The 23,921-nt window shown below is 41.8% G+C and carries 28 protein-coding genes; 1 reads left to right on the top strand and 27 read right to left on the bottom strand.

From position 1 onward, the window contains the following. Nucleotides 1-2: 2 nt before the first annotated feature. Complete coding sequence (locus ACH0BF_RS05895; protein ID WP_406909010.1) at nucleotides 3-392, bottom strand: nucleotide pyrophosphohydrolase; 390 nt, start codon at nucleotides 390-392, stop codon at nucleotides 3-5. A gap of 119 nt (nucleotides 393-511) precedes the next feature. On the opposite strand from ACH0BF_RS05895, the gene ACH0BF_RS05890 reads away from it, so the two are divergent. After that, entirely contained in the window at nucleotides 512-1,384 is an 873-nt protein-coding gene (locus tag ACH0BF_RS05890) for a YitT family protein (RefSeq protein ID WP_340853482.1), read from the top strand. A gap of 42 nt (nucleotides 1,385-1,426) precedes the next feature. Here the strand turns inward: ACH0BF_RS05890 and ACH0BF_RS05885 are convergent, their stop codons facing one another. The 26 genes from ACH0BF_RS05885 to ACH0BF_RS05760 all read right to left on the bottom strand — a co-directional run bounded on the left by ACH0BF_RS05885 (nucleotide 1,427) and on the right by ACH0BF_RS05760 (nucleotide 23,897). Then, nucleotides 1,427-2,107 (bottom strand): zinc metallopeptidase, encoded by a 681-nt coding sequence (locus ACH0BF_RS05885; protein ID WP_120032571.1) that lies wholly within the window; start codon nucleotides 2,105-2,107, stop codon nucleotides 1,427-1,429. A 69-nt stretch (nucleotides 2,108-2,176) separates the two neighbouring features. Next, nucleotides 2,177-2,968 (bottom strand): sporulation protein YpjB, encoded by a 792-nt coding sequence (locus ACH0BF_RS05880; RefSeq protein ID WP_340853481.1) that lies wholly within the window; start codon nucleotides 2,966-2,968, stop codon nucleotides 2,177-2,179. A gap of 89 nt (nucleotides 2,969-3,057) precedes the next feature. Then, the gene (gene lhaT / locus ACH0BF_RS05875) at nucleotides 3,058-3,648 is read right to left on the bottom strand and encodes a lipoprotein heptaprenylglyceryl N-acetyltransferase LhaT (protein WP_340853480.1); all 591 of its coding nucleotides are present in this window, start codon (nucleotides 3,646-3,648) and stop codon (nucleotides 3,058-3,060) included. 113 nt (nucleotides 3,649-3,761) lie between these two features. Further along, entirely contained in the window at nucleotides 3,762-4,529 is a 768-nt protein-coding gene (locus tag ACH0BF_RS05870) for a menaquinol-cytochrome c reductase cytochrome b/c subunit (RefSeq protein ID WP_120032578.1), read from the bottom strand. 51 nt (nucleotides 4,530-4,580) lie between these two features. Beyond that, a complete protein-coding gene (gene qcrB, locus ACH0BF_RS05865; protein WP_120032580.1) occupies nucleotides 4,581-5,255 on the bottom strand; it encodes a menaquinol-cytochrome c reductase cytochrome b subunit in 675 nt (224 codons plus the stop codon). A 14-nt stretch (nucleotides 5,256-5,269) separates the two neighbouring features. Continuing rightward, the gene (locus ACH0BF_RS05860; RefSeq protein WP_120032582.1) at nucleotides 5,270-5,773 is read right to left on the bottom strand and encodes a Rieske (2Fe-2S) protein; all 504 of its coding nucleotides are present in this window, start codon (nucleotides 5,771-5,773) and stop codon (nucleotides 5,270-5,272) included. Nucleotides 5,774-5,927: 154 nt separating this feature from the next. After that, nucleotides 5,928-6,395 carry a YpiF family protein gene (locus ACH0BF_RS05855; RefSeq protein WP_340853478.1) on the bottom strand — a complete coding sequence of 156 codons (468 nt, stop codon included), beginning with the start codon at nucleotides 6,393-6,395 and terminating at the stop codon, nucleotides 5,928-5,930. Between the two features lie 92 nt (nucleotides 6,396-6,487). Then, nucleotides 6,488-7,027, bottom strand: coding sequence for a ReoY family proteolytic degradation factor (locus ACH0BF_RS05850; RefSeq protein WP_340853477.1), 540 nt, complete (start codon nucleotides 7,025-7,027; stop codon nucleotides 6,488-6,490). 36 nt (nucleotides 7,028-7,063) lie between these two features. After that, nucleotides 7,064-8,323: a tetratricopeptide repeat protein gene (locus tag ACH0BF_RS05845; protein WP_340853476.1), complete on the bottom strand. Its 1,260-nt coding sequence runs from the start codon at nucleotides 8,321-8,323 to the stop codon at nucleotides 7,064-7,066. A gap of 351 nt (nucleotides 8,324-8,674) precedes the next feature. After that, a complete protein-coding gene (gene aroA / locus ACH0BF_RS05840; protein ID WP_340853474.1) occupies nucleotides 8,675-9,964 on the bottom strand; it encodes a 3-phosphoshikimate 1-carboxyvinyltransferase in 1,290 nt (429 codons plus the stop codon). 11 nt (nucleotides 9,965-9,975) lie between these two features. Further along, nucleotides 9,976-11,079 (bottom strand): prephenate dehydrogenase, encoded by a 1,104-nt coding sequence (locus ACH0BF_RS05835; protein WP_120032594.1) that lies wholly within the window; start codon nucleotides 11,077-11,079, stop codon nucleotides 9,976-9,978. Between the two features lie 13 nt (nucleotides 11,080-11,092). Next, nucleotides 11,093-12,193, bottom strand: a complete 1,101-nt coding sequence (hisC, locus tag ACH0BF_RS05830; RefSeq protein ID WP_120037809.1) for a histidinol-phosphate transaminase — start codon at nucleotides 12,191-12,193, stop codon at nucleotides 11,093-11,095. 24 nt (nucleotides 12,194-12,217) lie between these two features. Further along, a complete protein-coding gene (gene aroH / locus ACH0BF_RS05825) occupies nucleotides 12,218-12,607 on the bottom strand; it encodes a chorismate mutase (protein ID WP_340853472.1) in 390 nt (129 codons plus the stop codon). After that, entirely contained in the window at nucleotides 12,604-13,695 is a 1,092-nt protein-coding gene (gene aroB, locus ACH0BF_RS05820) for a 3-dehydroquinate synthase (RefSeq protein WP_340853471.1), read from the bottom strand. The genes aroH and aroB overlap by 4 nt, the downstream gene beginning before the upstream one ends. 2 nt (nucleotides 13,696-13,697) lie before the next feature. Then, nucleotides 13,698-14,870: a chorismate synthase gene (gene aroC, locus ACH0BF_RS05815; protein ID WP_340853470.1), complete on the bottom strand. Its 1,173-nt coding sequence runs from the start codon at nucleotides 14,868-14,870 to the stop codon at nucleotides 13,698-13,700. Between the two features lie 202 nt (nucleotides 14,871-15,072). Next, nucleotides 15,073-15,846: a CheR family methyltransferase gene (locus ACH0BF_RS05810; RefSeq protein WP_340853468.1), complete on the bottom strand. Its 774-nt coding sequence runs from the start codon at nucleotides 15,844-15,846 to the stop codon at nucleotides 15,073-15,075. 681 nt (nucleotides 15,847-16,527) lie between these two features. Next, a complete protein-coding gene (ndk, locus tag ACH0BF_RS05805) occupies nucleotides 16,528-16,974 on the bottom strand; it encodes a nucleoside-diphosphate kinase (RefSeq protein ID WP_049662901.1) in 447 nt (148 codons plus the stop codon). 94 nt (nucleotides 16,975-17,068) lie between these two features. Continuing rightward, entirely contained in the window at nucleotides 17,069-18,031 is a 963-nt protein-coding gene (gene hepT / locus ACH0BF_RS05800) for a heptaprenyl diphosphate synthase component II (protein ID WP_120032602.1), read from the bottom strand. Nucleotides 18,032-18,049: 18 nt separating this feature from the next. Continuing rightward, nucleotides 18,050-18,757 carry a demethylmenaquinone methyltransferase gene (locus ACH0BF_RS05795; RefSeq protein ID WP_120032604.1) on the bottom strand — a complete coding sequence of 236 codons (708 nt, stop codon included), beginning with the start codon at nucleotides 18,755-18,757 and terminating at the stop codon, nucleotides 18,050-18,052. A 3-nt stretch (nucleotides 18,758-18,760) separates the two neighbouring features. Further along, nucleotides 18,761-19,561 (bottom strand): heptaprenyl diphosphate synthase component 1, encoded by an 801-nt coding sequence (locus tag ACH0BF_RS05790; RefSeq protein ID WP_340853467.1) that lies wholly within the window; start codon nucleotides 19,559-19,561, stop codon nucleotides 18,761-18,763. Nucleotides 19,562-19,573: 12 nt separating this feature from the next. Then, complete coding sequence (gene mtrB, locus ACH0BF_RS05785) at nucleotides 19,574-19,801, bottom strand: trp RNA-binding attenuation protein MtrB (RefSeq protein WP_120032609.1); 228 nt, start codon at nucleotides 19,799-19,801, stop codon at nucleotides 19,574-19,576. Between the two features lie 22 nt (nucleotides 19,802-19,823). Next, a complete protein-coding gene (folE, locus tag ACH0BF_RS05780) occupies nucleotides 19,824-20,390 on the bottom strand; it encodes a GTP cyclohydrolase I FolE (protein ID WP_120032611.1) in 567 nt (188 codons plus the stop codon). A 415-nt stretch (nucleotides 20,391-20,805) separates the two neighbouring features. After that, entirely contained in the window at nucleotides 20,806-21,078 is a 273-nt protein-coding gene (locus ACH0BF_RS05775; RefSeq protein WP_041096968.1) for an HU family DNA-binding protein, read from the bottom strand. A gap of 267 nt (nucleotides 21,079-21,345) precedes the next feature. After that, nucleotides 21,346-22,824, bottom strand: coding sequence for a stage IV sporulation protein A (spoIVA, locus tag ACH0BF_RS05770; protein ID WP_120032613.1), 1,479 nt, complete (start codon nucleotides 22,822-22,824; stop codon nucleotides 21,346-21,348). Nucleotides 22,825-22,968: 144 nt separating this feature from the next. Then, nucleotides 22,969-23,676, bottom strand: coding sequence for a hypothetical protein (locus tag ACH0BF_RS05765; RefSeq protein ID WP_120032615.1), 708 nt, complete (start codon nucleotides 23,674-23,676; stop codon nucleotides 22,969-22,971). Nucleotides 23,677-23,699: 23 nt separating this feature from the next. Continuing rightward, nucleotides 23,700-23,897 carry a DUF2768 domain-containing protein gene (locus ACH0BF_RS05760; RefSeq protein ID WP_340853464.1) on the bottom strand — a complete coding sequence of 66 codons (198 nt, stop codon included), beginning with the start codon at nucleotides 23,895-23,897 and terminating at the stop codon, nucleotides 23,700-23,702. Nucleotides 23,898-23,921: the final 24 nt, after the last annotated feature.

Raw genomic sequence — 23,921 nt, 5'->3', positions numbered from 1 at the left:
ATTTATTCCCCCTCTTTTCTCGTCCAGCGATCTTTATCTCTCGTGTTAAACTTCTTCATGACTTGATCATGAGCTTCTTGCAGATCAATATTTAGTGAATTTGCCAGGCAAATAATGACAAACTGCAGATCACCAAGTTCTTCTGCTATGGTTTTCGCCTCTTCTGTTGATTTTTTAGGCTTTTCACCATAGTAATGGTTCACTTCCCGTGCCAGCTCTCCTAGTTCCTCAGTCAAGCGAGCCATCATAGCAAGCGGGCTAAAGTAGCCTTCTTTAAATTGACCGATGTATTCATCGACTTCCTTTTGCATCTCTTTGATCGTTTTATCCATGTCTTCCCTGCTTTCTTCCTTAATTAATTTTATGTTAGCTAATTCTTGAGTAGTTGACAATGAATTTATCGCTCTATACACCTCAGACTTTCATGTTTCTTATTGTCTGATCTCGCACAGTTATATATAATGACAGTTATCAATAACTGTCTCAATATTAATTCAAAGGTGGCTGGCGTATGATATTTGGCATGAAACTCAAAAATATTTTCTTTATCTTAATTGGCGGTGCCATTTATAGTTTTGGCCTTGTTCATTTCAACATGGAGAACAAGCTGGCAGAAGGCGGTTTTACCGGAATTACATTACTTTTATACAATTTGTTTAAAATTGATCCTTCTTATTCCAATCTAATTCTGAATGTGCCTTTATTTTTTGTTGGTTGGAAACTACTTGGCAGAATGTCATTTTTCTATACGATCATTGGAACAGTCGGTGTGTCTGTTTTTCTTTGGATTTTCCAGCGCAAGCAGCTTCCTATTCCGCTCCATGAAGACTTGTTTCTCGCTTCTTTATTTGCCGGGGTCTTTGCTGGTGTAGGGCTTGGCATTATTTTTCGCTATGGCGGAACAACAGGCGGAGTCGATATTATTGCTCGTTTGATTCATAAATACCGCAATGTTAGCATGGGAAAAACGATGTTTTTATTTGATGCTCTTGTGATTACGGCCTCTTTATTAACCTATCTAAATTACCGGGAAGCTATGTACACGCTCGTGGCTGTTTTCGTCGGGGCGCGAGTCATTGACTTTATGCAAGAAGGTGCCTATGCTGCCAGAGGAGCCATGATCATCTCTGACCATAATCAAGAAATTGCTGAGAAAATCACCAAACAGATGGAACGAGGCGTTACTATATTAAAAGGCCACGGTGCATTTACAAAGACAAACCGGGAAGTTCTCTATTGCGTAGTTGGCAAAAATGAGATTGTCCGCCTTAAAAACATTATCAACTCGGTTGATCCTCATGCTTTCGTTTCCGTTACAGTTGTGCATGATGTACTCGGTGAAGGATTTACCCTTGATGAGAACAAGCAGCCGATCCAAATATAAAAAGCAGGAGACTCACTCTCCTGCTTTTCTCTTTTTATGAAATTAATCTTCGTTCTGCTGCATACCGGTAAACATCAAGACTAGACGAACCAGTTCCAGTACAGCTACAGCGGCGGCAGCAACATACGTCATGGCTGCGGCATTTAGTACTTTGCGGGCCTCGCGCTCTTCGTCATTGCGGATAATACCTGATGAAACAATTTGATCCATCGCGCGCGAAGAAGCGTTGAACTCGACAGGCAAGGTAATCACTTGGAATAAAACAGCTGCTGCCATTAAAATAATCCCGAGTAAAAAAGCTCCTGTCATTGATGTAAAGATCCCGATCATAATGAAAATCCACGATAAGTTTGATCCAATATTTGCTACAGGTACGAGTGCATGACGGAATCGGAGAAAGGCATATCCCTCTTTATCCTGAATAGCATGACCTACCTCATGGGCTGCTACAGCAGCGGCAGCAATAGAATGTCCGTGATAGTTATTTGGAGAAAGATGAACCGTCTTTGTTAACGGATTATAGTGATCACTTAAAAAACCGCTTGTTTCCACTACTTTCACTTGGTGAAGGCCATTTTCATCTAAAATGCGCCGAGCAGACTGCGCCCCAGTTACACCAGTGGAGACAGAAACTTTGGAATATTTATTATACGTACTTTTTACTTTCATCTGCGCCCAGATTGGAACGAGAATTAGGATAAGAAAGTAAATTAGAAAGCCCATTGTTTGGTGTTACCCCCATTTGTACTAATATTTACTTCTCTTTTATTTTATCCTTTTCTAATTTTTATATCAATGATTCTGCTTCTTCCTCTCTTCTTCCTTCTGCCCTTTATATTTCTTCCAGCCTACATAAGAAAGCGTTACAATAATAATTCCCCCAGTAAAGCTGATGACCCATCCAAGAGAAGGCTGGGCAGGGTCCTCTTTTTCCATTTCCTTAAACACCATCTCTACTGCTTTTTCCAACTCTTCGATCTCACTTTCAGCAGATGCCTCTTTCAACATCTTTTCTCCATTTTGTTCCATATAACGAACGTGTTCATCAAGTATCCGAACACTCTTTTCAGAAACATCTACTTTCAAGCTGGGCTGGATGATATAGTAATTAGCCAAAAATCTATTGAGTGATTCATGAAACCCTGAGGAATCAGCTGTCATAGAAGACTTTTTTAAAGATTGCAGGGAAGACATAACAGGCTGTTCCATTTCAGTCCATAACGGCCGGTAACGAGAAACCACTGCATCGGCCACCAAGCGGAAGGTCGTAACAGTTTCCAACGTTTCTGTTTCTTTTCCTTCAGGAGAGTTAATCACATGCAATGCTTCTCCAAGAGCCGTCGATAAAACTGTCCAATCTTCCATAGGAAGTCCACTGTCTTTAAATTGAAGTTGTATAAGTTCAAGCTGGACAGCTTTTAGCTGTGCTTCTGCATCTTCATAGAGACCGGCTTTCGTAAACTCCAGAGCCTGGCCGGCTATTTGATCTAATCTAAGAAGGCGGGCATCGGCATCCTCTGCCTGACTATGAACGGGAATAATAAATAAGCAACAAATAAGAAACAAGCACTTTATTTTTTTCATTTCTCTCCCTCCTCCGCTCCTGCTGTTAATATATGCATGAACCAAGGAAACGAGAAGAGAAACTTATAGTAGACGCTCGTTTATTCCAGTTATAAAGTCCACTTCAAACGTTTTTCTCTGCTTGTTAAATACCAAGCCAGAAAAATAGAGAAGACACTCAACCAAAAAGTAAAATAGCCAATTTCTTTAATATATAGATGTAATTGCGGATATGACGGATATTGCATATAGACATAATCAATGATTTCATTATGCAAAGCCCAAAAAGCAGCTATGATTAAATGCCATGGTTTGATGCGATAAAATGGCGCATAGAGCAACCCTTGGATAGCCATTCCTAAATGTGAAGCCATCAGCATATATCCTTCCCATGGTAAATAGCCAGTCACTTTTAATACGAGTATGTTCATTACCACTGCCCATATGCCGTATTTAAACAGTGTCACAATGGCCAATGCTTGAAAAAGCCCCCATGATTTTTTCCATAAAAATCCTAGCAACACAATCGTGAAAAACAGGCTTGCTGTGGGGCTGTCCGGAACAAAGGGCCAGAAAAACCAATCTGTGCGGACTAACTGCGGCGCATACCACATATATCCGTAAATTGTGCCGACTAGATTAATGAAAAATAAAATAAGTAAAAATCTTTTGTTCGCTAAAAACCAGTATACATATTGCAAAATGGCACCATCCTGTCTTCTCTGCTAAACATATCGGAAAAATATTGTAATGATTACATTTATTATATAGAAAAAAAGATGCCCTATTCAAGATAGGACATCTTCTCTTTGTACTATTTTAAATTAGAAATAAATTCAGCCATTTTATCGAGCTCTTCATCAGTGCCTTTAAACACACCTGCAGGCATGGCCCCTTTACCTTCACGAGCAATCTTTTGGATTTCTTCAGGCTTTAATCCCGTGCCGACAAGAGATGGTGCTGCTGCACCGCCTGTCAAATTTTCTCCATGACAGTTAATACAGCCATTTTTCTGGTCAGCAAAGATTTTGTATCCTTCATCATTCTTATCGAACTCTGCTTCTTCGACAATTTTACCTTGTGCCTCTGCAGCTTCCCAGTCATGATGAACAACGGATTCCCATGTTAAGAAAACAATGGCTGATAAAGCAAGAATCATAAAGCCCGTAGCAAATGGGCGTTTAATTGGTCTGCGTTCTGGTCCTCGGTCAATGAACGGAGCAAGTAAAAGTCCTCCAAAAGCTAGTCCTGGAATAACAAAAGCTCCAATAACATTGTAAGGTCCGGAAGCATACGTGTATTTCAGTAACTGGTAAAGAAATAAAAAGTACCAGTCTGGAAGCGGAATATAACCTGTATCCGTCGGATCCGCGACACGCTCAAGCGGAGATGGATGCGCTACTGTCAAGCATAAATAACCAACTAAGAAAACGGCACCAACCATCCACTCTTTTAATAAAAAGTTCGGCCAAAAGGCTTCAGTTTTCCCCGGGTATTCCGAGTAATCTTTCGGAACATTCGGTTTGCGTACTGCCGGGATACGCGAATCACCAACGAATTTCATCCCTTTTCCACGATGCATGGCGTTCCCCTCCTTTAAAAAGATCTTTAGACATTCAATGAAATTTTAATTTTACAATGGTCCGGAGATACCTTGTCTGCGAATCATAATAAAGTGAGCTGCCATTAAGCCGAGCAACGCTGCCGGCAGGAAGAACACGTGAATCGCAAAGAAACGAGTAAGCGTCTGGGCTCCAACGATATCCGGATGACCCGCAAGCAGGGTTTTTACCTGTTCCCCAATGAATGGAGTGGAAGCGGCGATTTCTATACCTACCTTCGTTGCGAATAACGCTTTCATATCCCATGGCAATAAGTAACCCGTGAAGCCGAGACCAAGCATAACAAAGAAAATTAATACGCCCACTATCCAGTTCAGTTCACGTGGTTTTTTGTAAGCTCCTTGGAAGAACACGCGCAACGTATGTAAGAATATCATAACGATAACTAAACTCGCACCCCAGTGGTGCATACCACGCACAATCATTCCAAATGCCACTTCATTTTGAAGATAATAAACCGATTCCCAGGCATTTTTAATATCAGGCACATAATACATAGTCAAAAACATACCTGATAGAATCTGGATAACGGTTACGAAAAATGTCAATCCGCCAAAACAGTAAACGAAAGCCGAAAAGTGATGAGCCGGGTTTACGTGTTCAGGCACTTCATGATCAGCAATATCCCGCCACAAAGGCGTAATATCTAAACGCTCATCAACCCAATCATAAATTTTGTTTAGCATGAATTACGCCTCCTTTACGCAATGGTTTGTGGCTCCGGCTTGCCGAGCTGCAAGAAACCGTCTTTTACTTTCGTTGGGTACTTATCAAGCGGTCTTGTTGGTGGTGTACCAGGAATGTTTTTTCCACTCTTTTCATATAAACCACCATGACACGGACAGTAGAACTTGTTTTTGTGACCGCTTCCTTCCCAGTCAACCGTACAGCCTAAGTGTTTACATACAGGTGAAAGGGCAACGATTTCGCCTTTCTCATTCTTGTAAACCCAGGCCGTTTGTGTAACATCGGATGTGTACCATGCATCTTTTTGTTCGTAAGAGAAGTCCACACGAGTCGGTTTCGTAGACAATTCATCCACTTTCTGCTTCGTAGTATGGTATTCGCCTTTTCCACCATGCGCCAAAACTGGATCAATTGCAAAACGAACCATTGGCATCAACATGCCAGCTGCCATAAAGCCGCCAACGCCTGTCAGTGTATAGTTAAGAAATTGACGTCTTGATACAGGTTGTTTACTCATTCTTTTCCCCCCTCTATTGTAAGCTGCGTCCGCACTGGACGTATTTATAAGCGCACAAACATAAACTAGGACACCACTATGATAATCCAAACTTGGAAACAGGTCAATATCACAGCGATCGAAAATATATCAAAGTATGTGACGATTTTCTGAATTATGACAAATTTTGCTGCCATTTGTGGACGATTATATTGACAAATTGTTTTGCTTGATCCTCTATTAACGAGTATTTGTACGAATCCTCCATATGTTCAAGCGGCACGGATGGAACCCAGATTAATGAGCCACCGATCTCTTCTTCAGCCAACTTCCAGCTGCTGTCTGAAGTGAAGAATAGCTTATGTTTAAACCCACTCTTGTCCATCTCCTCAACCCAGCGATTTAACGCGGCAAGCTTTCCTTGTTCCTCCTGCTGTCTTATGTAAGTAAACGGGGGAATAAGCAAGATTCGCCCTTTAAATTGCTTCTCAAGCAGCGTAGTTAACAACTGCATAAATTCATATTGAGAAGCTGTTTCTTTCATGTCGCTTTCAAAAGAAATAGGGATGAGCGGCACGAGTGCTGTATCCACATATTCTTTTTGCTGTTGAAAGCTTTCTGTATCTCTGCCATTCCAATTCATGTCATTCACCTCTTGTTTTATAGTACCACAGTGATTCGATGAGAATCATCCTTCTTTATTCAAAAATAAAGTCTTTTGCCGCAGGCAAAAGACTATTTTAAAGCATTTAGTTGATCAGTCAACGCCAGAAATGCTGCTTTATCTCCGCTATCGAGCGCTCTATCTATGTCTTTGAGCAATCGCTCCTTCTGAAAACGATAGATTCCCTCTTTAAGAAAGTTTTCAGCAAGCACTTTATCCTTTTCCGTAATTCGTAAATTCCTTGGCATAAATGGGTTTTCTTCCATTACGGCCGCATATTGATGAGATATATTGGAAGACTTGAACTTCAATTCAATATAAATGTCCTCTTCCTTGTTCAACCGGATATCATGAAATGATTTTTCTGCATCCGTTGTCATGATGTTCTCTTTAAAAAAACGAAACGGGGCACTGTCAACACAGTGGGTAGACATGATCATTCCCCGTGGACAATATTGTGCGTCTTCTACAAAATGCACCTTTTCCATGAGCTGGTCGTGGCTCATTAAATAATTTAAAATCCATACAGATTCTCTTCTTTTTAATTGATAGTGATTTAAAAACCAGCGGATAAAATCTTTTTTCTCATGAACAGATACAGGGGCAGCCATTTTATAAATCCCTCCTCTGTAAAGATAGTCATTTAATTAATCCGAAAGTCGCTCAATGAGCAACAGCCACTCTTCATTCGCGGGATCATTCTCCAGCAGCTGACGGAATATTTGCAGTGCTTCCTTACGATTTCCTTCTTCCATTAAGAAGTATCCGTATTCTTCTAAAAAGTGTGCATGACCTTTAAAGAAATTATATGCTTCTTTATAAGCAGTTAATGCCTGACTATACTCTTCTAATTCATTGAGGGCTTTTGCCTCATCCCATAAAAGCTGTGGATCAGCCTCTCCATCTTTCTTCAGCAGTTCGGTAATTTCCAATACATCTTCATAGCGTTCCTGATGAAGAAGCAATTTATTTAAGGTAAGGGCGGCTTCTGAATACTCAGGATCTAATGCCAAGGCAGCGCGCAAAAACTGCTCTGCCTCCTCCTCTCTGCCTAACTTTAGGCTAAGCTTACCTGCAATGAGATGCAGCTCTTTGTGAAACTCGTCATGCTTAATTCCCTCCTTAGCTGCTTCTATCCCTTTTTCTAACTCCTCCTCCCGCTCATATGCTTTGGCTAAATAAAGATAAATAGAGTGATAGTCTGGGTCAAGCGCTTTTAACTCTTCAAATTTAGCGATCGCTGTTTGATAAAAGCCCGCTTGAAAAGCCGTGAAAGCGTAACCAAATAGTGTGTTAATTTCCAGATGGCCTTCAAGCGCTTTTTCATAATACTCCAAGCTCTCCTCAAAAGCTCCGCCTACGCTCAATGACTCAGCCAGGCGCTGATAAATGGAGATACCCGCTATCTCTTCTTGTCTATCTGCAAGCAGGGCTCTGTAAAGACGAATAGCTTCCAAAAACCTTCCCTGCTCCGAGTAGAACTCAGCAAGCGCAAATTGAATAACCGGTTCATCAGGCAACAGTTCATTGGCAGCTTGCAGCTTCTGTTCACTTACTTCATATAGACCTTGCATTTGGTATAGATCAGCAAGCAACAGCAGAGCTCTCGGATAGTTTTCGTCTGCTTGGTCCAGCTGCTCAAGGAGAAGCATGGCCTCTTCTTCTTTATCCATATCAACGAGCACTTCAGCAAGAAGGACGCGCAGCTCTCCTTCTTCCGGAAAGGTTTCCAGAAGCCCTTCGTACAGCTCCCGCGCTTCTTCCAGAAAGCCCAGACCATATAATTGTTCGGCCAGCGAAAATTTCTCTTCATCTGAGGAAAACGACTGGACCTTTTTAAATAGAGAAAATGCTTGTTGATTTTCCCCTTTTTCTAAACTTTCTAGCATTTGCTGTGCATAAGACATTTTCTTCGAATCCTTTCTAAAAAACAATTTACTCTTATTAGGACTATCGACAAACGTCCGACTTCTTTATTACTAGTCTGCTTGATCGATCATCCTCATCTACATCAGACTTAAGTTTTAAAGGACGGTCATTTGCCATCAATCCCAGGGTGCTTTCAATCATCCTGTTCACACCTTGTAATATTGTTATCATAGTGAAAGAAAAGCCTGACAGCAACTTTTTTATCTTCAATAGTAAATACATTCTCCAGGAAAGAGCAATTTCCTTCTTTATGCAGAAAAAGGAGCTGATAAAATCAGCTCCTTTTTGTTGGCTGCTGTGTGCGTCGCCAACTAAACACCTTGTTTTCATTACTTTTGAATGAGTTGCTTCATATCTTCAAAGAAAGAAGGATAGGAAACCGCAATAGCCTCGGGATTTTCAAGCTCAATGGCTCCTGTAGCCACTAGAGAAGCAACAGCCAGCATCATACCAATTCGGTGATCTCCATGCGATGAAACACGAGCTCCAGACAGCGAGCTCTTGCCATGAATAATCATTCCATCCTCTGTAGCTTCAATTTCCGCGCCAAGCTTCTTTAATTCATTCACAACCGTGTCAATACGATTTGTTTCTTTTACTTTCAACTCTTCTGCATCCTTGATGACAGTCTTTCCTGCTGCCTGTGTGGCAAGCAGAGCAATGATCGGAATTTCATCAATCAGCTTCGGAATTAAATCGCCGCCCACTTCAATGCTTTTTAATTGAGAAGTACGGATAGTAATCGTCCCTATCTCCTCTCCAACAGTCTCACGGGCCTCAATTTGAATATCGGCCCCCATTTGAACAAGCACATCAATAATTCCCGTTCTTGTCGGATTTAAGCCAACGTTTTCAAGAATGACTTCACTGCCGGGAACCATCGCCCCAGCAGCAAGGAAAAAGGCCGCAGATGAAATATCTCCAGGTACATATACACTTGTCCCTTTAAATGACTGGCCACCCTGCACGACAATATCATTGCCGCGGCGTGTAACTTCCCCGCCGAATTGTTTGATCATTTTTTCTGTATGATCACGGGTTGGCTGCGGCTCCGTGATCACTGTTTCTCCTTCTGTCTGGAGAGCAGCAAACAAGAGGGCAGACTTTACCTGAGCGCTCGCTACAGGCAATTCATATCGGATGGGGGACAGTTTTGAACCGTCAATTGCCAGCGGTGTAAACCGTCCATTGCTTCTGCCATTAATTTTTGCTCCCATGCTCGTTAAAGGGGCAACAACCCGATCCATTGGCCGTTTGGCGATAGACTCATCTCCAATTAATACAGAGTGAAATGGACGGCCGGCCAAAATCCCCAATAAAAGTCTCGTCGTTGTTCCAGAGTTCCCAGCATCAAGGATTTCAGAAGGCTCAATCAATCCGTTCCATCCAGTTCCATAGACAACAATTTCTTCATCGGTCTCTTCAATGTTCACACCGAGCTTTCGAAAACAGTCAATCGTCCGCAGGCAATCTTCCCCTTTCAAAAAATGCCGAATGGTTGTCTTGCCTTCAGCTAAGGCGCCAAACATAACTGAGCGATGGGAAATTGATTTATCTCCCGGTACTTCCACCCGCCCATTCAGCGGGGAATTTGTCAGCCTTAATTCCATTTCTTTCATCGAATCACCCTTCATGCTAAAAATAAGTCGTAGTTTGTCTGTTTTTCAATGCATTGCCGGGCCCGCATCCGGTCTTTTTCATTCTGAAAGCTAATCACAAGCACTCCGTACACATCTTCTCTCGTTTCCACAATCCGAATATTCGTGATGCTAATTCTCTCTTCCGCTAAGTAAGCCGTGATTTCTGATATGACTCCCGGATAATCCGGTACATCGACATACAAATCATAAAATGAAGGAATAGCTCCCATTGCTTTAGCAGGAAGATCATCCCTAAATTCTTTTGCTTCATTAAAATAATCAAATAAAAGAGGAGCACTCTCTTCTTTTAAAATATCTATGACTCTTTCCATCTCTATTTTCCAATCGCATAAAAGTGTGAGAAGCACTTCTTTATTATGTAGCGAAATATCCTTCCACATTTCCGGGCTTGATGAGGCAATCCTCGTTAAATCCCGAAACCCCCCGGCAGCAAGACGGGAAATCAAGGAGTTGCTATTATTGTATTTGCGAGCCTGGTGAACAAGAGAGGCAGCAATGATATGAGGAAAGTGACTGACAACCCCTGTAAGGTGATCATGGTCATCAGCAGAAATTTCCAATATTTTCGCTTTGGTTCCTTGCAGCCATTTTTTTAAAACGGCCACCTGCTTTTCGTTCGCTCCTTCACCTGGCGTTAGCAGGTAAAAGGCATTCTCAAATAAAAGCTCTTTTGCAGCTGTCACTCCGCTCTTATGAGAGCCCGCCATCGGATGACCGCCAACAAAGGTTATGTGGCGGCTTTCCAAAATGGCGGCACAGGACATAATTCTCTTTTTTGTACTGCCCGTATCTGTGATGATGACTTCTTCTTTTAAATCAAATTCAGCCAGCTGTCTGATCAGCCTTTCTGTCTGTAAAACGGGTACAGCCAAAATGATAAGATCCGCTTGCTCTGCCCCCTCTTGAAATGTGCCTGCCTGCCTGTCAATAATATTCAATGCTTCGGCAAGGCCTACTTCACCTTCGCGGATGTCGTATCCGATAATTTCTGCCTGGGGATGGGCTGCTTTGATCGCCTTCGCCAGCGACCCGCCGATTAAGCCCAATCCGGCAACTAATACAGTTCCTCTCATTCTTCACAAACACCTACTGTCTAATTGCGTTTTCTGCTATAAAACTCTTCATAGCTTGGATAACTCCTTCATTCTGTTCATAAGATCCGACTGTTACCCGAACAGCTCCTGGACAACCAAGGGCATTTCCGGAACGAACGATATACCCCTTTTTCATTAAATATTGGAACAGCTCATCACTGTCACATTTGAAATCAATTAAAATAAAGTTTCCTTCTGACGGATAATAGTCAAGATGTTCACTTTTACAAAATTGATAGAATTGTTCGAGGCCCTTTTTATTCTCTTCTCGGCATTTCTTTACGAAGTCCTGATCTGATAGTGCCGATAAAGCAACGCCTTCTCCAAGTGTATTAATATTAAATGGTTCGCGAACCGGCTCTAAAGCACGGATAATTTCTTCGGAGCCAAATCCATAGCCGACTCGGAAGCTCGCTAGACCGTAAATTTTAGAGAACGTTCTTAAAACGAGTACATTCGGATACTTCTTTGCAATCTCTAACGCATTATAATAATCCTCTGCCGTTACATACTCATAATAGGCTTCATCAAGCACAACGAGAACATCCTCTGGGACTTTATTTAAAAATTGCACGAGCTGGTCATTGTTAATATAAATGCCCGTTGGATTATTCGGACTGCATAACCAGACAACAGCTGTTTGTGTGTCTATCGCTGAAAGCATCGCGTCTAAGTCATGTGCGCCGTCCACAAGAGGCACTTCACGGATTTCCGCTCCTTCAATCGTAGCGTTATGCCGGTATTGCGGAAAAGTAGGAGTTGCCATAACCGTGTTTTTGCCTGGTTCTAACATCGCTCGAGAAATAATCAAAATCAGCTCGTCAGACCCATTGCCAAAAATAAGCTGCTTTTCATCTACACTAAGAAATTCGCTGAGAGCGGAGCGAAGGGCCGTTGTATAACCGTCCGGATAAAGAGCATAGGATGATCCGTAAGATTGCACCCACTCTTTCGCTTTATTGGATGAACCGAAAGGATTTTCATTTGATGCAAGCTTAACGATTTTTTCAAGACCGTACTCTTTCTTCACATCTTCAATTGAACGCCCGGGCTGATAAGCTTTCAATCCGGTAATTTGTTGTTTCCATTTCATCTTCATCACAATCCCTTCTTTTGATTACTTGCTTAATTGGCCACACTGGCTCGTTTGTTGCAGATCCGGCCGTAGCTTCACAGCTTCTTCTAAATAAATATGATTAACTTCCTGCTGCGCTGCTTTAGTATTCACGTGCATCATGACTCTAATGCACTGTGCCAAGCTGCCAGGCACGGGAATTTCATTCATGCACATGACCGGCACGTATTCCCATCCGGGCAGCCGCCTTAAAGCTCTTGCAGGAAAAGCAGCATTAATGTCATTTGTTACTGAAATAAAGACCGAACACACATCCTCGGGCTGCAAATCATTTTGCTCAACCATTTCTCTTAAAAGTACTTCCGTACAATCAATCATTTCTTTTTCAGTATTCTCTTTAACAGTCGTTGCTCCCCTAACGCCTCTGATCATACGGCAGCCTCCTCCCTCATAAAACGATCAGCTTCTTCTAATTCCGACCGGTTCATCTCTTTAATAACCGGCCGGCCCACTTCCTGCAATAAAACAAAGCGGATGCTTTCGCCAATCGTTTTTTTATCTCTTTCCATTAGTTTGTATAATTCATCAAATGACAGTTCGCTATTTAAATCCAGTGGATAGCCGAGCTCTTTAAGCCAAACCATGAACTTTTTCAAGTCAAAAGCTAAGCCTACCTTTTTCTCACTCGCGTACAGAGCAAAAACCATTCCCGCTGCTACAGCTTCTCCATGTGTAATCTGGCCATAGCCGAGTCTTGCTTCAAGTGCATGACCATATGTATGGCCAAAGTTTAAATAAGCCCTAATCCCTTGTTCTTTAACATCTTCTTTGACAATCTCTCCTTTGATTTGAATGCCTTTTTCAAGGCAATAAGCAAGAAAGTCAGAAGACAGATCTTTAAAACTATTTACCTTGATCTGCAACTCTTTTAAAAAAGCAGAATCAGCAATTAATGCATGTTTGATAATTTCAGCAAACCCTGAACGTATTTGTTGTTCAGGAAGCGTCTGAAGAAAGCGAGTATCAAAAACGACCGCTGCTGGCTGATGAAAATGACCAATCATATTTTTGCCGAGCGGATGATTGATGGCCGTTTTCCCACCTACCGCGCTATCGTGTGCCAGGATAGTTGTCGGGATTTGAACAAATGCAATTCCTCTCATATAGCTTGCTGCTACATAACCGGCTAAATCACCTGTAGCACCGCCGCCAAATGCTAAAATACACGATTTGCGATCGAGCCCTTTTTCGAGAGCGAATGTTAAACAGCTTTCAAATGACGCAAATGTTTTAGCCTGCTCACCGCTCGGGACCGTCAACCACTCATATGGCAATCCTGGTGGGAGAGCTTGCTTCAGCGTGTCCCCATGAAACGATGCGACCAGCTCATCAGCGATGATAAGCAGCTTTGTTGTTTCCTTGAGAGGACCGGCAAATAATCTGGTTAGTTGGTGCAACGCTCCTTCTCCAACATAAACAGGATAGGATTGACCCGGCGTCTCAATCATTAGTTCTCTCATAATTAGAACTCCTTTGTGTAGCGACGGAATTCATCTAATGAGGCAGATAAGGCCGACATACGGTCACTATAGAACTGGTCAACAATAGCTGAAGCCAGCTCCCAGGCAACGGCAGCTTCGGCAACAACAGCTGCTGCTGGCACAGCACAGCTATCTGAACGCTCGATACTTGCTGTGAACGGCTCTTTCGTATCGATATCTACACTCTCAAGTGGCTTGTAGAGTGTAGGGATCGGCTTCATTACCCCGCGAACAACAACCGGCATTCCTGTCGTCATTCCGCCTTCAAAGCCGCCAAGACGATTCGTTTTTCGATAGTACCCTCTCTCTTCCTGCCAAGCAATTTCATCATGCACCTCGCTTCCAAATCGCTCTGCGGCTTCAAAACCGATTCCAATCTCTACACCTTTAAAAGCATTGATGCTCATAACAGCTGCGGCTACTTTTGCATCGAGCTTTCTATCCCAATGAACATAGCTTCCTACTCCGGCTGGCATTCCTTCAGCGATTACTTCAACAACCCCACCGATTGAATCACCGTTTGCTTTCGCATCATCAATCGCTTGCATCATTTTCTTTTCTGCTTCTGGGTCAAGACAGCGAACGGGTGAGTTTTCGCTTAACTCCTGTAATTGAGATAAATTTTCAAATTTCACCTGTTCGGCTTTAATGCCGCCAATTTCGATGACATGGGAGGCGATCTCAATGCCCAGCAGCTTTAACAACTGCTTCGCTACAGCTCCTGCTGCTACCCGGACGGTCGTTTCACGGGCTGAAGAGCGTTCAAGCACATTTCTCATATCACGATGACCGTATTTCAGGCCACCGTTTAAGTCCGCATGTCCTGGACGAGGACGAGTAATTTGTCGCTTGATCTCTTCTCCTTCTGTTTCATCAAACGGTTCGCTACCCATGATTTTTGTCCAATGTTTCCAGTCGTCATTTTCGACGACAAGAGTAACTGGTGATCCGAGCGTGTATCCATGTCGGACTCCACTCTTAATTTGGGCCTGGTCTTTTTCAATTTGCATTCGGCGTCCCCGGCCATGGCCTTTTTGTCTACGGCTGAGTTCTTTGTTTATATCTTCAGCTGTAAGGGGCATTCCGGCTGGCAGCCCTTCAATAATGGTTGTTAATTGTGGTCCATGCGATTCTCCTGCTGTTAAGTATCTCATTTTACTTTCTCCCTTCAACTCGTTAAAGCGGTTATGTACTACTATAACATATTTTTTTAACTATGATTCAATTCTTAAGTATGTTTTTGAGAATTTTACCACAATTGACGGCATATTTGTCATAATTCTTTAGATTTTTCTAAATATTGATCTCCAAAAAGAAAAGGCTTTTCGCAGAAAAGCCTTACATGTTCCCTCTTAATTATTTAACTTTGCGATAGAAAAATGTGTCCTCCGCTTCAAATTGGTATTCTCCTGGATTAAAGATTTGCTCTGTACTCCCAACGAACAGCACGCCTCCCTCTCTTAATGACGCACTAAATTTTTGATACAAATGGTCTTTTGCTTCTTCAGTAAAATAGATCATCACATTACGACAGATAATTAAATCAAAATTTGAATCGAAGCGATCGGCCAGCAAATCTTGCTTCTTAAATGTAACTGTCCGTTTAATCTCCTCGCTAACTTTATAAAAGTCCCCTTCTTTTGTAAAAAATTTTTGTTTTTTCTCAATCGGGACTTCTGCCAGTGAGCGTTCAGGATATACAGCCCTTTTTGCTTTTTGAAGAACATTCACATCCAAATCTGTAGCCAAAATAGAGATTTGAGATAATGGCAAATAATTAGAGAGAACCATTGCTGTTGTATAAGGCTCCTCCCCTGTTGAACAGGCAGCGCTCCATATTTTTATTTTTTTGTTTTCTGACAGCAGCCGCGGAAAAATTTTTCTTTCAAGAACTTCCCATCTTTTAGCATTTCGATAAAACTCAGATACATTGATTGTCATCCTATCTAAAAATTCATTAAGAAGATTGGTATCTGCGTTTATTAAGTCAAAAAACTCTTTAAAGGAGCGGCAGCCCTTCTTTTCATACAAGGAAGTTAAACGCCGTTTCATTTGCGCTTCTTTATATTTACCAAGATCAATACCTGTTTTTCTTTTAATATTCATAATAAAGCTTTCATAATCACTCATTTGCCCGTCCCCCTTCTTGTCTGGTGCGGTTTGTTGATAGGCATTTATTACCGTTCTATAGTTCCTATTATAACGAAGAGAGAAACATAAGGGGGTGAATTTTTTGGAAAATTAAAGAACAATTAAAAAGCTACCGTCTTTTTGACGGCAGCTTATACCTTTCTTTTGTGAAGCGTTTCCGCTTTTCTTACTGTCCAGCTACGCCTCCTTGGCGCTCGAGGTCGTATGTCAGTCTGACTGCATGGCTGACATACGCCATTTCGTCATTCTGTCATACGCTTGTCGCCCCAAAACAGTCGGCTCCGCTTTTCTTTTATCTAGCTGCAGGCGCTAGCGCGTACGGTGATTACGACGATTCCGGGGAGTCAAAGAACGACTCCTCGGAATCACCTCCAATCCCCTATCACGCTGAATGAGCACCTTCCGCTTTTCTTTTATCCAGCTGCAACAGCCATCGGCTCGAGGTCATAAGTCAAGCCGTCCAGAAGGTTAAAGAACAACCTTCCAGACGGCTCGCCTTATGCTTGTCGCCGATAAACGGCCGTTTCCGCTTTTATTACTGTCTAGCTATGCCTTCTTGGGGCTCGAGATCGTATGCCAGCCTGACTGCATGGCTGGAAAGACGCCACTTCGTCATGCTGTCATACGCTTGTCGCCCCAGAACAGTCGGCTCCGCTTTTATTAGTAAATCCACTCGTTGATTTGTTTGTTGTAAGTTGTTAATTCTTCCTCTTTAAAGAAGATAGAGATTTCTCTCTCTGCACTTTCTGGAGAATCAGAGCCGTGGATGATGTTTTTGCCAACTGTTACTCCGAAATCGCCACGGATTGTACCAGGTGCTGCATCTTTAGGATTTGTAGAGCCCATCATTTGACGTGCTGTAGCGATTACATTCTCGCCTTCCCAAACCATAGCGAATACGGGGCTAGAAGTAATGAAGTCTACTAATTCGCCAAAGAAAGGACGCTCTTTGTGCTCTGCGTAATGTTGTTCAGCTGTTTCTTTAGAAACGCTCATTAGTTTAGCGCCGACTAATTGAAAACCTTTCTTTTCAAAACGGGCAACGATTTCACCGATTAAGCCTCTTTGAACGCCATCAGGTTTAACCATTAAATATGTTTTTTCCATTGTATTCACTCCTATAATATGTATCGTTTTTAATAACAATCCTTAAAAATAGTACCATTGATTAGACGAGTTGACAATGTTTGCACTCAAAAAACTAATATTTTCGTTTGCCGATGAATCTGGCAATATCCCGAAGTGATTTTTTTGTCCGATTAGGAGGCAGATCATCCAGTATATCTAAAGCTCGGCTTAAATACCGCTGGCTTAACGCATGTGAACGGTCGATGGCGTCACTTCGTTTAATATAACCGATAATTTCATCTATCTCTGATTTTACAGTATATTTGTTTACCTGGATGATCCTTTCCCGCAACTGCTCATCCTCTAATGCATACAGGACAGGTAGCGTCACATTTCCTTGCCAAAGATCGCTTCCAGCCGGTTTACCGAGTTCTTCTTCCGTAGCTGTCAAATCCAGTATATCGTCCGTGATTTGGAAGGCCATGCCGACATTATAGCCAAATTGGAACAGCTGCTCATGAACAGCCTTCGGGACATTGGCAGAAATGGCACCTATTTGACAACTTGCCGCGATTAATATAGCTGTCTTACGCTTAATTCTGCGCAAGTAATCCCTTAAATTCTGGTCAAAACGGTATTTGTCTTTTATTTGATTTATTTCACCGATGCATAATTCGACCATAGTGTTTGACAAAATTTGATGCGCTTCAACATTTTCAATATCTGTCATGTATTCAAGGGCTCTGGCGAAAATATAATCGCCCGTATACATAGCTACCCGATTATCCCATTCTGCTTTCACAGTTGGCTTGCCGCGTCGGAGTTCTGCATTGTCAATCACATCATCATGAACAAGTGAAGCCATATGAATTAATTCGAGAGCCACCGCTATATTCTTTACCCGATCTATATTGTATTCGCCAAATTTGGCCGCAAGCAGCACAAAAATGGGACGTATTCGTTTTCCGCCTGCTTGCAGCAAATGAAGCGATGCATCCCGCAATGAAGAAGAGGGAGAAGAGATCGCCATCTCTAATTCTTTTTCGATTAAATCAATATCCGCTTTGAGAAACGAATACAGCATAGTTAACTTCATTTTTTCCACCCAGCTTATTTACTTTTGTTTAAAACCCATATGGGTTGCCGCCACGCCACCTGTATGCGGCATATAGCTAACATTGACAAACCCCGCCTGTTCAAACATTTGCTTTAATTTTTTCATTCCGGGAAAATCACGGGCAGATTCCTGAAGCCAGGAATACTCCTGATAGCTTTTCGCGAATAACTTTCCGAATAGCGGCATGATAAAACGAAAGTAAAAGAAATACAGCTGCCGGAAACCGATCATGGTTGGCTGGGAAGTCTCTAGACACACAGCCATGCCACCCGGCTTGAGAACACGGTTCATTTCTCGAAGTACCTGCATATAATCCGGAACATTTCGAAGTCCGAATCCAATGGTCACGTAGTCAAACGTATGATCATCGAACGGAAGCTCCATAGCATTTCCTTGAATCATCTTCACTTGTTCCAAACCAGACTCTTCTACTTTTCTCTTGCCAACATTCAACATATTTTGACTGAAATCGAGCCCCACCACGTGACCCTCCGGCCCGACAGCTTGCGCAAGCGCAATTGTCCAATCCCCTGTTCCACAGCACACATCAAGGGCAGAAGCCGCTTTCGGGACATTCATCTTTTTCATCGTGGTGTTTCTCCATCGCTTATGCTGTTGAAAGCTGATTAAAGAATTCATTTGATCATAGTTAGAGGAAATCTTCTCAAACACGCGATGGACTTTTTCTTCTTTTGATTGTTGCATTCTTTAACCTTCTTCCGCATATGTTTTGTTTCCAAAGACCGCATTATACAACAAACTGTATAACTGTTCCTCAGAACTAGCAGGCCATCGATATCCTAAAGTTCTTTCCGCTTCTTTTTTGGCACGATTAATATAATAATCATACACTTGCACAATTGCCTGTCGGTTATCTAAGGAAAGCGGAGTGTTTTTTTGCGGACCATCTAAGCTTGCGATTGCTTCGGCGGTTAAAGCTTGTCCTCCGGCGAGAAAGTTCTGTCTTTCCTCCAATAGCCTTTTCGCGAACAATAAACGGGAAACCATCGGAAAAAAAGATTGAAAATGAAAAACAGTATAAAAGCGTTCGACAATTTCTGTTTCAATTTTGTATACACTTTCCATTAAAGAATCAATGGATGTATGCTCCCGCTGGTAAAGGACGATTTTATTCTCATTGATACTTTTAACAGCATCTGAGAGTGTCCGAATCATTCGGATATCTTTTAATTCCGCCAAAATTTGATAATATAATCCACTAAAATAATCTCCAGCGAGCACAGTCAGCTGTTGATCAATTGCAATTTCGTTAGATGAAGCCGTTACTTTTTCATGGGTATCGAGGGCGATTTGAATTAGGGTGGCTGTTGTAATATATTTTGTCGTCTCTTCTGACGATAGCTGCTCCATAGTAAAAGGCAGCATTAAAGTAAGCAGGCGAACTTCATCGACTTTCGGTCTCTCAATAAATTTCTTTAAATAAGGATAAGAAAGTCTCCGCTGCACTTCTTTTTCAATTATTGTTTTTCTTTTAAGCCATTCATTCATCTCGTATACCCCTTATGCTTCATTTCCGCTTTCCACTTCACCGAAACTTGTAATAATTTTAGCGCGGCCGCGAACTTTAATGGCCGAAGTATGCTCTGTGAATTGAGCAATCATGACTTCTCCTTTATCCAGCTTTTCTGAATGATGAAAGCGGGTATCGGACCCTCTCGTTAAACCGATAACGTTCACTCCATCTTCTATCGCCCGGATCATAATAAAGTCGGCCTGATTGTTCTTCATTTGATCCTCAACCTCTCTTTTGTCAGCCTTTAATTAAATTCAACAATTCTGAGCGTGAGTGCACATCATTGGCAAACTTTCCGCGCGCCGCCGTTGTAACAGTTTTAGATCCTGGCTTCTTCACTCCACGCATAGCCATACACATATGCTCCGCTTCGACTACTACCATTACACCATGCGGCTGAAGTTTTTCCATCATTGCATCGGCAACTTCAGCTGTAATGCGTTCTTGCAATTGAGGGCGTCTCGCTACTGTTTCCACTGCTCTTGCCAGTTTGCTAAGCCCTGTGACCTTTCCGTTCTTAGGAAGATAGGCAACATGTGCATGCCCAAAAAAAGGAACAAGGTGGTGCTCACATACTGAGTAAAAAGGAATATCCTTCACGAGTACGAGTTCCTCATAATCCTCTCCAAAAATAGTTTCAAAATATTCTTTTGGATCTTTATTTAAACCGGAGAAAACTTCCTCATACATTTTAGCTACCCGCTTTGGTGTATCTAACAACCCCTCACGGTCAGGATCTTCTCCAACTGCTTCCAAAATCATACGAACTGCTTCTTCAATTTGAGCGTGATTTACTTCAGCCATCCTCTACAATCCTCTCTATCAATCGTAAAATTAAAACACTCACTAAATAGTAGCATAACTGGACGAAAAGCGAAAGACGCTCGTTCGGCGTCATAGCAGATTTATAGTTCTCATGAAGGGCCGCTTACACACTCTGATAGAGAAAGCAAAGTTAGCTTAGTAACTAGAGCTATTCCATGCCAGTACACATAAGTCCATCATACCCTTTCTATCTAGACAGGCAAAGATTCTTTAGCCAAAAAAGTATCGTTAACCTTTTCCTGTTAGCGACTGCTTTAGAAGGTTCATTCCAAGCCATAAATGTCTCCACTCTCCGCTCTCCAGCAAGCAAACATGTGGACAGAGACGCTGGCTGTATATAAATATAAAAAAGAGAGACCACGAAGGCCTCTCTTGTAGCCGTTAGGCTATGTAATTATTTAACCGCATCTTTTAAAGCTTTACCTGGTTTAAATGCAGGTACTTTGCTCGCTGCGATTTCGATTTCTGCTCCAGTTTGCGGATTGCGCCCTTTGCGTGCAGAACGCTCACGTACTTCAAAGTTCCCAAAACCAATCAATTGAACTTTGTCTCCGCTTGCTAATGAGTTTTGGATGGCATCAAAAACGGCCTCAACCGCTTTAGTAGCATCTTTTTTAGATAATTCTGCTGTTTCTGCAACTTGATTAATTAAATCTGTTTTGTTCATGCCATTCACCTCCTCCCAAAGGGGGTTTCAACGAAAGTCTGTATTTTCTACCATTACTTTCATTCCTAAGCTATTTTTTCGTTTTTTATACATAAAAATGAAAAAAAGCTTTTAAATCAATGTTTTATACATTAATTCTGTTAAAAGATTATCACATAAGAAATGCCATATCAAGCAGAATCCCTTAATAATTCTCATTCTTTCTAGGTTTGGGCAAAATCACAAAAAAGACTCCCCTGCCATAAAAGGAAGTCTGCAAATAAATGCTTATAAAATAATAGCAATCATGCCACCTGAGCCCTCGTTTATAATTCTCTCCAATGTTTCTTTTAATTTATACCTAGCGTTTTCTGGCATAAGCGAAAGTTTACCCTGAATGCCTTCTCGGACAATGGAGCTTAAATTCCGGCCAAAAATATCAGAGTTCCAGATCGATAGTGGATCATCCTCGAAATCTTGCATTAAATAGCGAACAAGCTCTTCACTTTGCTTTTCGGTTCCGATAATTGGAGCAAATTCTGATTCTACATCTACTTTAATCATGTGAATAGATGGGGCTACCGCTTTTAATCTCACGCCGAATCGCGACCCCTGTCTAATAATCTCTGGCTCATCTAGACTCATATCGGTCAGCGAAGGAGCTGCCACACCATATCCTGTTTGTTTAACCATTCGTAATGCATCAGCAATTTGGTCATATTCTGTTTTAGCATTGGCAAATTCCTGCATAAGCTCGAGCAAATGATCTTTTCCGCGAACTTCCACGCCGACAATTTCTTTTAATACTCGGTCATACAGCTCATCCGGAGCAAACAAGTCAATTTCAGCTACCCCTTGCCCCATATCCATACCGGCAAGGCCCGCATTCTCAATAAATTCATATTGATCAAATTGTCCAATCACCCGATCTACATCTCGAAGGCGCTTAATGTCTTGAACTGTTTCTTTAATCGCCTCTTGGTAATGACCGCGCAGCCAGTGATTTTCTTTTAATACCATGACCCATCCTGGTAAATTCACATTTACTTCATGGACAGGGAATTCAAACAGAGCTTCACGAAGCACGCTCATTACGTCCGCTTCTCTCATGCTTTCCACTGACATCGCTACTACTGGAATATCATACTTTTCAGCAAGACTTTCACGCAAGCTCTCTGTCTCTGCATGATGAGGACGCGCCGAGTTTACAATCATAATAAATGGTTTGCCTACTTCTTTTAATTCTTCAACTAACCGCTCTTCCGCTTCTAAATAATTGGCTCTTGGTATTTCTCCAACCGTGCCATCTGTTGTAATTAACACGCCAATCGTAGAATGTTCCTGGATGACTTTTCGCGTACCGATCTCAGCCGCTTCATGGAAAGGAATCGGCTCCTCAAACCAAGGGGTGTGAATCATTCTTGGACCATTTTCGTCTTCGTACCCTTTCGCCCCTTCAATCACATACCCAACACAATCAACAAGCCTTACATTCACCGAAAGTCCTTCATCCACATTTATAGAAATTGCCTGATTGGGCACAAATTTTGGCTCTGTTGTCATAATTTGCTTGCCTGCTGCGCTTTGCGGCAGTTCATCAAGCGCTCTCGCTTTTTCCGCTTCATTGTCTATATTAGGAAGAACAAGCAGTTCCATAAATTTTTTAATGAACGTGGATTTCCCCGTACGGACCGCCCCGACGACTCCTAAATAGATATCCCCACCTGTCCGTTCAGCTATATCTTTAAAAATATCTGCTTTTTCCAAGAAATTCCCTCCCGACTTTATTGTTTGCTTTTTTTATTAGCGGTATTGTTCCTACAATAAATTGTATGATGTTGTCCTGCTTTTATATGACTGAAAATATTCCTATAAAATAAAAGAAGCCATCCTATAAGCGGATGACTTCTTTTATTTCACCATAAAAACAGGTTCATTTTTATTGTTCACGGTATACGGAAGCGAAAATGCAGGAGCAAACAGAGAATCCTTTAACAATATCGGCCGAATATCTTCTCCTTGCTTCAGCTTTTCCTGTGATTTCTTAATCGCTGCATACAAGTCACTGCTATAATCTACATAAATGTTGCCGTCACCTGAAATAACAAGCGGCAAGTTTTGTTGTGTATATGGACTAACAACATAAGGTTCCTCTTTAAAGCCAATTTTTTTAAAGTCTAACGAATAAACGTTATGCGCTATCTCTTTTTTAAACGGCGGGTATCCTTGAGAGCGAATACGTATTTGTATATCCCTGATTTGTTCTGCCATGCGCAAATCAATTAACTTAACCGTTGGATTTTCCTCAACATCTACGAGAGCATATTGAAAAATCCCGCCCGACTCGTATGCATTACCCGGAGGCTCAGCGATAAATTGCGGGATGAGCTTTTTAAAATCAATTGGATATTTTTCATATAGCGGTGTGTTTTCCTCTTTTGTTTTGATCGGTAAAATTCCGCCATTCGCCTCTTTAAATTGATCAACAGCAGACTGAACAGTCTGAACTTGCTCTCCGTACGGCATTTGATTTTCAGCCCGCCGCTCTTGAGGAAACATACACCCGCTCATAAAGACTGCTGTCAGGGTAACTACGAAAACAATGGCTAGTTTTTTCATTCGCTGATTCTCTCCTTCAATCTTCAAGCTGGACCGCTAAACACAATATACACCATAATTAATCCGCCGATAATCATACAAGCATACGCCAAAAGAGCGGAAATCGCTTTTAAAAACCCATTTTTAAATTTATAGCGGCTTACATAGATGGCGAAAACTGATACAATCATTAGTCCCATCCCTATAAAAGAGATCCACATATTCATCATGGATGCTGACATCTTCTATTGCCCCTTTCCTTGATC

The organism is Pseudobacillus sp. 179-B 2D1 NHS (assembly GCF_045370945.1).
Classification (GTDB): Bacteria; Bacillota; Bacilli; order Bacillales; family Domibacillaceae; genus Pseudobacillus.
This window is presented reverse-complemented; position numbering and strand designations above follow the sequence as displayed.

What these genes read in the sequence shown, in the direction of transcription:
- ACH0BF_RS05760 (WP_340853464.1), bottom strand. Translation starts at nt 23,897, where the DNA reads ATGTCAGCATCCATGATGAATATGTGGATCTCTTTTATAGGGATGGGA.
- ACH0BF_RS05890 (WP_340853482.1), top strand. Translation starts at nt 512, where the DNA reads ATGATATTTGGCATGAAACTCAAAAATATTTTCTTTATCTTAATTGGC.
- ACH0BF_RS05765 (WP_120032615.1), bottom strand. Translation starts at nt 23,676, where the DNA reads ATGAAAAAACTAGCCATTGTTTTCGTAGTTACCCTGACAGCAGTCTTT.
- ACH0BF_RS05810 (WP_340853468.1), bottom strand. Translation starts at nt 15,846, where the DNA reads ATGAGTGATTATGAAAGCTTTATTATGAATATTAAAAGAAAAACAGGT.
- ACH0BF_RS05795 (WP_120032604.1), bottom strand. Translation starts at nt 18,757, where the DNA reads ATGCAACAATCAAAAGAAGAAAAAGTCCATCGCGTGTTTGAGAAGATT.
- aroH (WP_340853472.1), bottom strand. Translation starts at nt 12,607, where the DNA reads ATGATCAGAGGCGTTAGGGGAGCAACGACTGTTAAAGAGAATACTGAA.
- ACH0BF_RS05845 (WP_340853476.1), bottom strand. Translation starts at nt 8,323, where the DNA reads ATGTCTTATGCACAGCAAATGCTAGAAAGTTTAGAAAAAGGGGAAAAT.
- aroC (WP_340853470.1), bottom strand. Translation starts at nt 14,870, where the DNA reads ATGAGATACTTAACAGCAGGAGAATCGCATGGACCACAATTAACAACC.
- mtrB (WP_120032609.1), bottom strand. Translation starts at nt 19,801, where the DNA reads ATGAAGAACAATCAGGCCGACTTTATTATGATCCGGGCGATAGAAGAT.
- ACH0BF_RS05870 (WP_120032578.1), bottom strand. Translation starts at nt 4,529, where the DNA reads ATGCATCGTGGAAAAGGGATGAAATTCGTTGGTGATTCGCGTATCCCG.
- ACH0BF_RS05790 (WP_340853467.1), bottom strand. Translation starts at nt 19,561, where the DNA reads ATGAATGAATGGCTTAAAAGAAAAACAATAATTGAAAAAGAAGTGCAG.
- folE (WP_120032611.1), bottom strand. Translation starts at nt 20,390, where the DNA reads ATGGCTGAAGTAAATCACGCTCAAATTGAAGAAGCAGTTCGTATGATT.
- ACH0BF_RS05855 (WP_340853478.1), bottom strand. Translation starts at nt 6,395, where the DNA reads ATGAATTGGAATGGCAGAGATACAGAAAGCTTTCAACAGCAAAAAGAA.
- ACH0BF_RS05835 (WP_120032594.1), bottom strand. Translation starts at nt 11,079, where the DNA reads ATGAGAGGAACTGTATTAGTTGCCGGATTGGGCTTAATCGGCGGGTCG.
- aroA (WP_340853474.1), bottom strand. Translation starts at nt 9,964, where the DNA reads ATGAAAGAAATGGAATTAAGGCTGACAAATTCCCCGCTGAATGGGCGG.
- ACH0BF_RS05775 (WP_041096968.1), bottom strand. Translation starts at nt 21,078, where the DNA reads ATGAACAAAACAGATTTAATTAATCAAGTTGCAGAAACAGCAGAATTA.
- ACH0BF_RS05885 (WP_120032571.1), bottom strand. Translation starts at nt 2,107, where the DNA reads ATGGGCTTTCTAATTTACTTTCTTATCCTAATTCTCGTTCCAATCTGG.
- aroB (WP_340853471.1), bottom strand. Translation starts at nt 13,695, where the DNA reads ATGAGAGAACTAATGATTGAGACGCCGGGTCAATCCTATCCTGTTTAT.
- ndk (WP_049662901.1), bottom strand. Translation starts at nt 16,974, where the DNA reads ATGGAAAAAACATATTTAATGGTTAAACCTGATGGCGTTCAAAGAGGC.
- ACH0BF_RS05850 (WP_340853477.1), bottom strand. Translation starts at nt 7,027, where the DNA reads ATGGCTGCCCCTGTATCTGTTCATGAGAAAAAAGATTTTATCCGCTGG.
- hepT (WP_120032602.1), bottom strand. Translation starts at nt 18,031, where the DNA reads ATGAAGTTAACTATGCTGTATTCGTTTCTCAAAGCGGATATTGATTTA.
- ACH0BF_RS05860 (WP_120032582.1), bottom strand. Translation starts at nt 5,773, where the DNA reads ATGAGTAAACAACCTGTATCAAGACGTCAATTTCTTAACTATACACTG.
- ACH0BF_RS05880 (WP_340853481.1), bottom strand. Translation starts at nt 2,968, where the DNA reads ATGAAAAAAATAAAGTGCTTGTTTCTTATTTGTTGCTTATTTATTATT.
- qcrB (WP_120032580.1), bottom strand. Translation starts at nt 5,255, where the DNA reads ATGCTAAACAAAATTTATGATTGGGTTGATGAGCGTTTAGATATTACG.
- hisC (WP_120037809.1), bottom strand. Translation starts at nt 12,193, where the DNA reads ATGAAATGGAAACAACAAATTACCGGATTGAAAGCTTATCAGCCCGGG.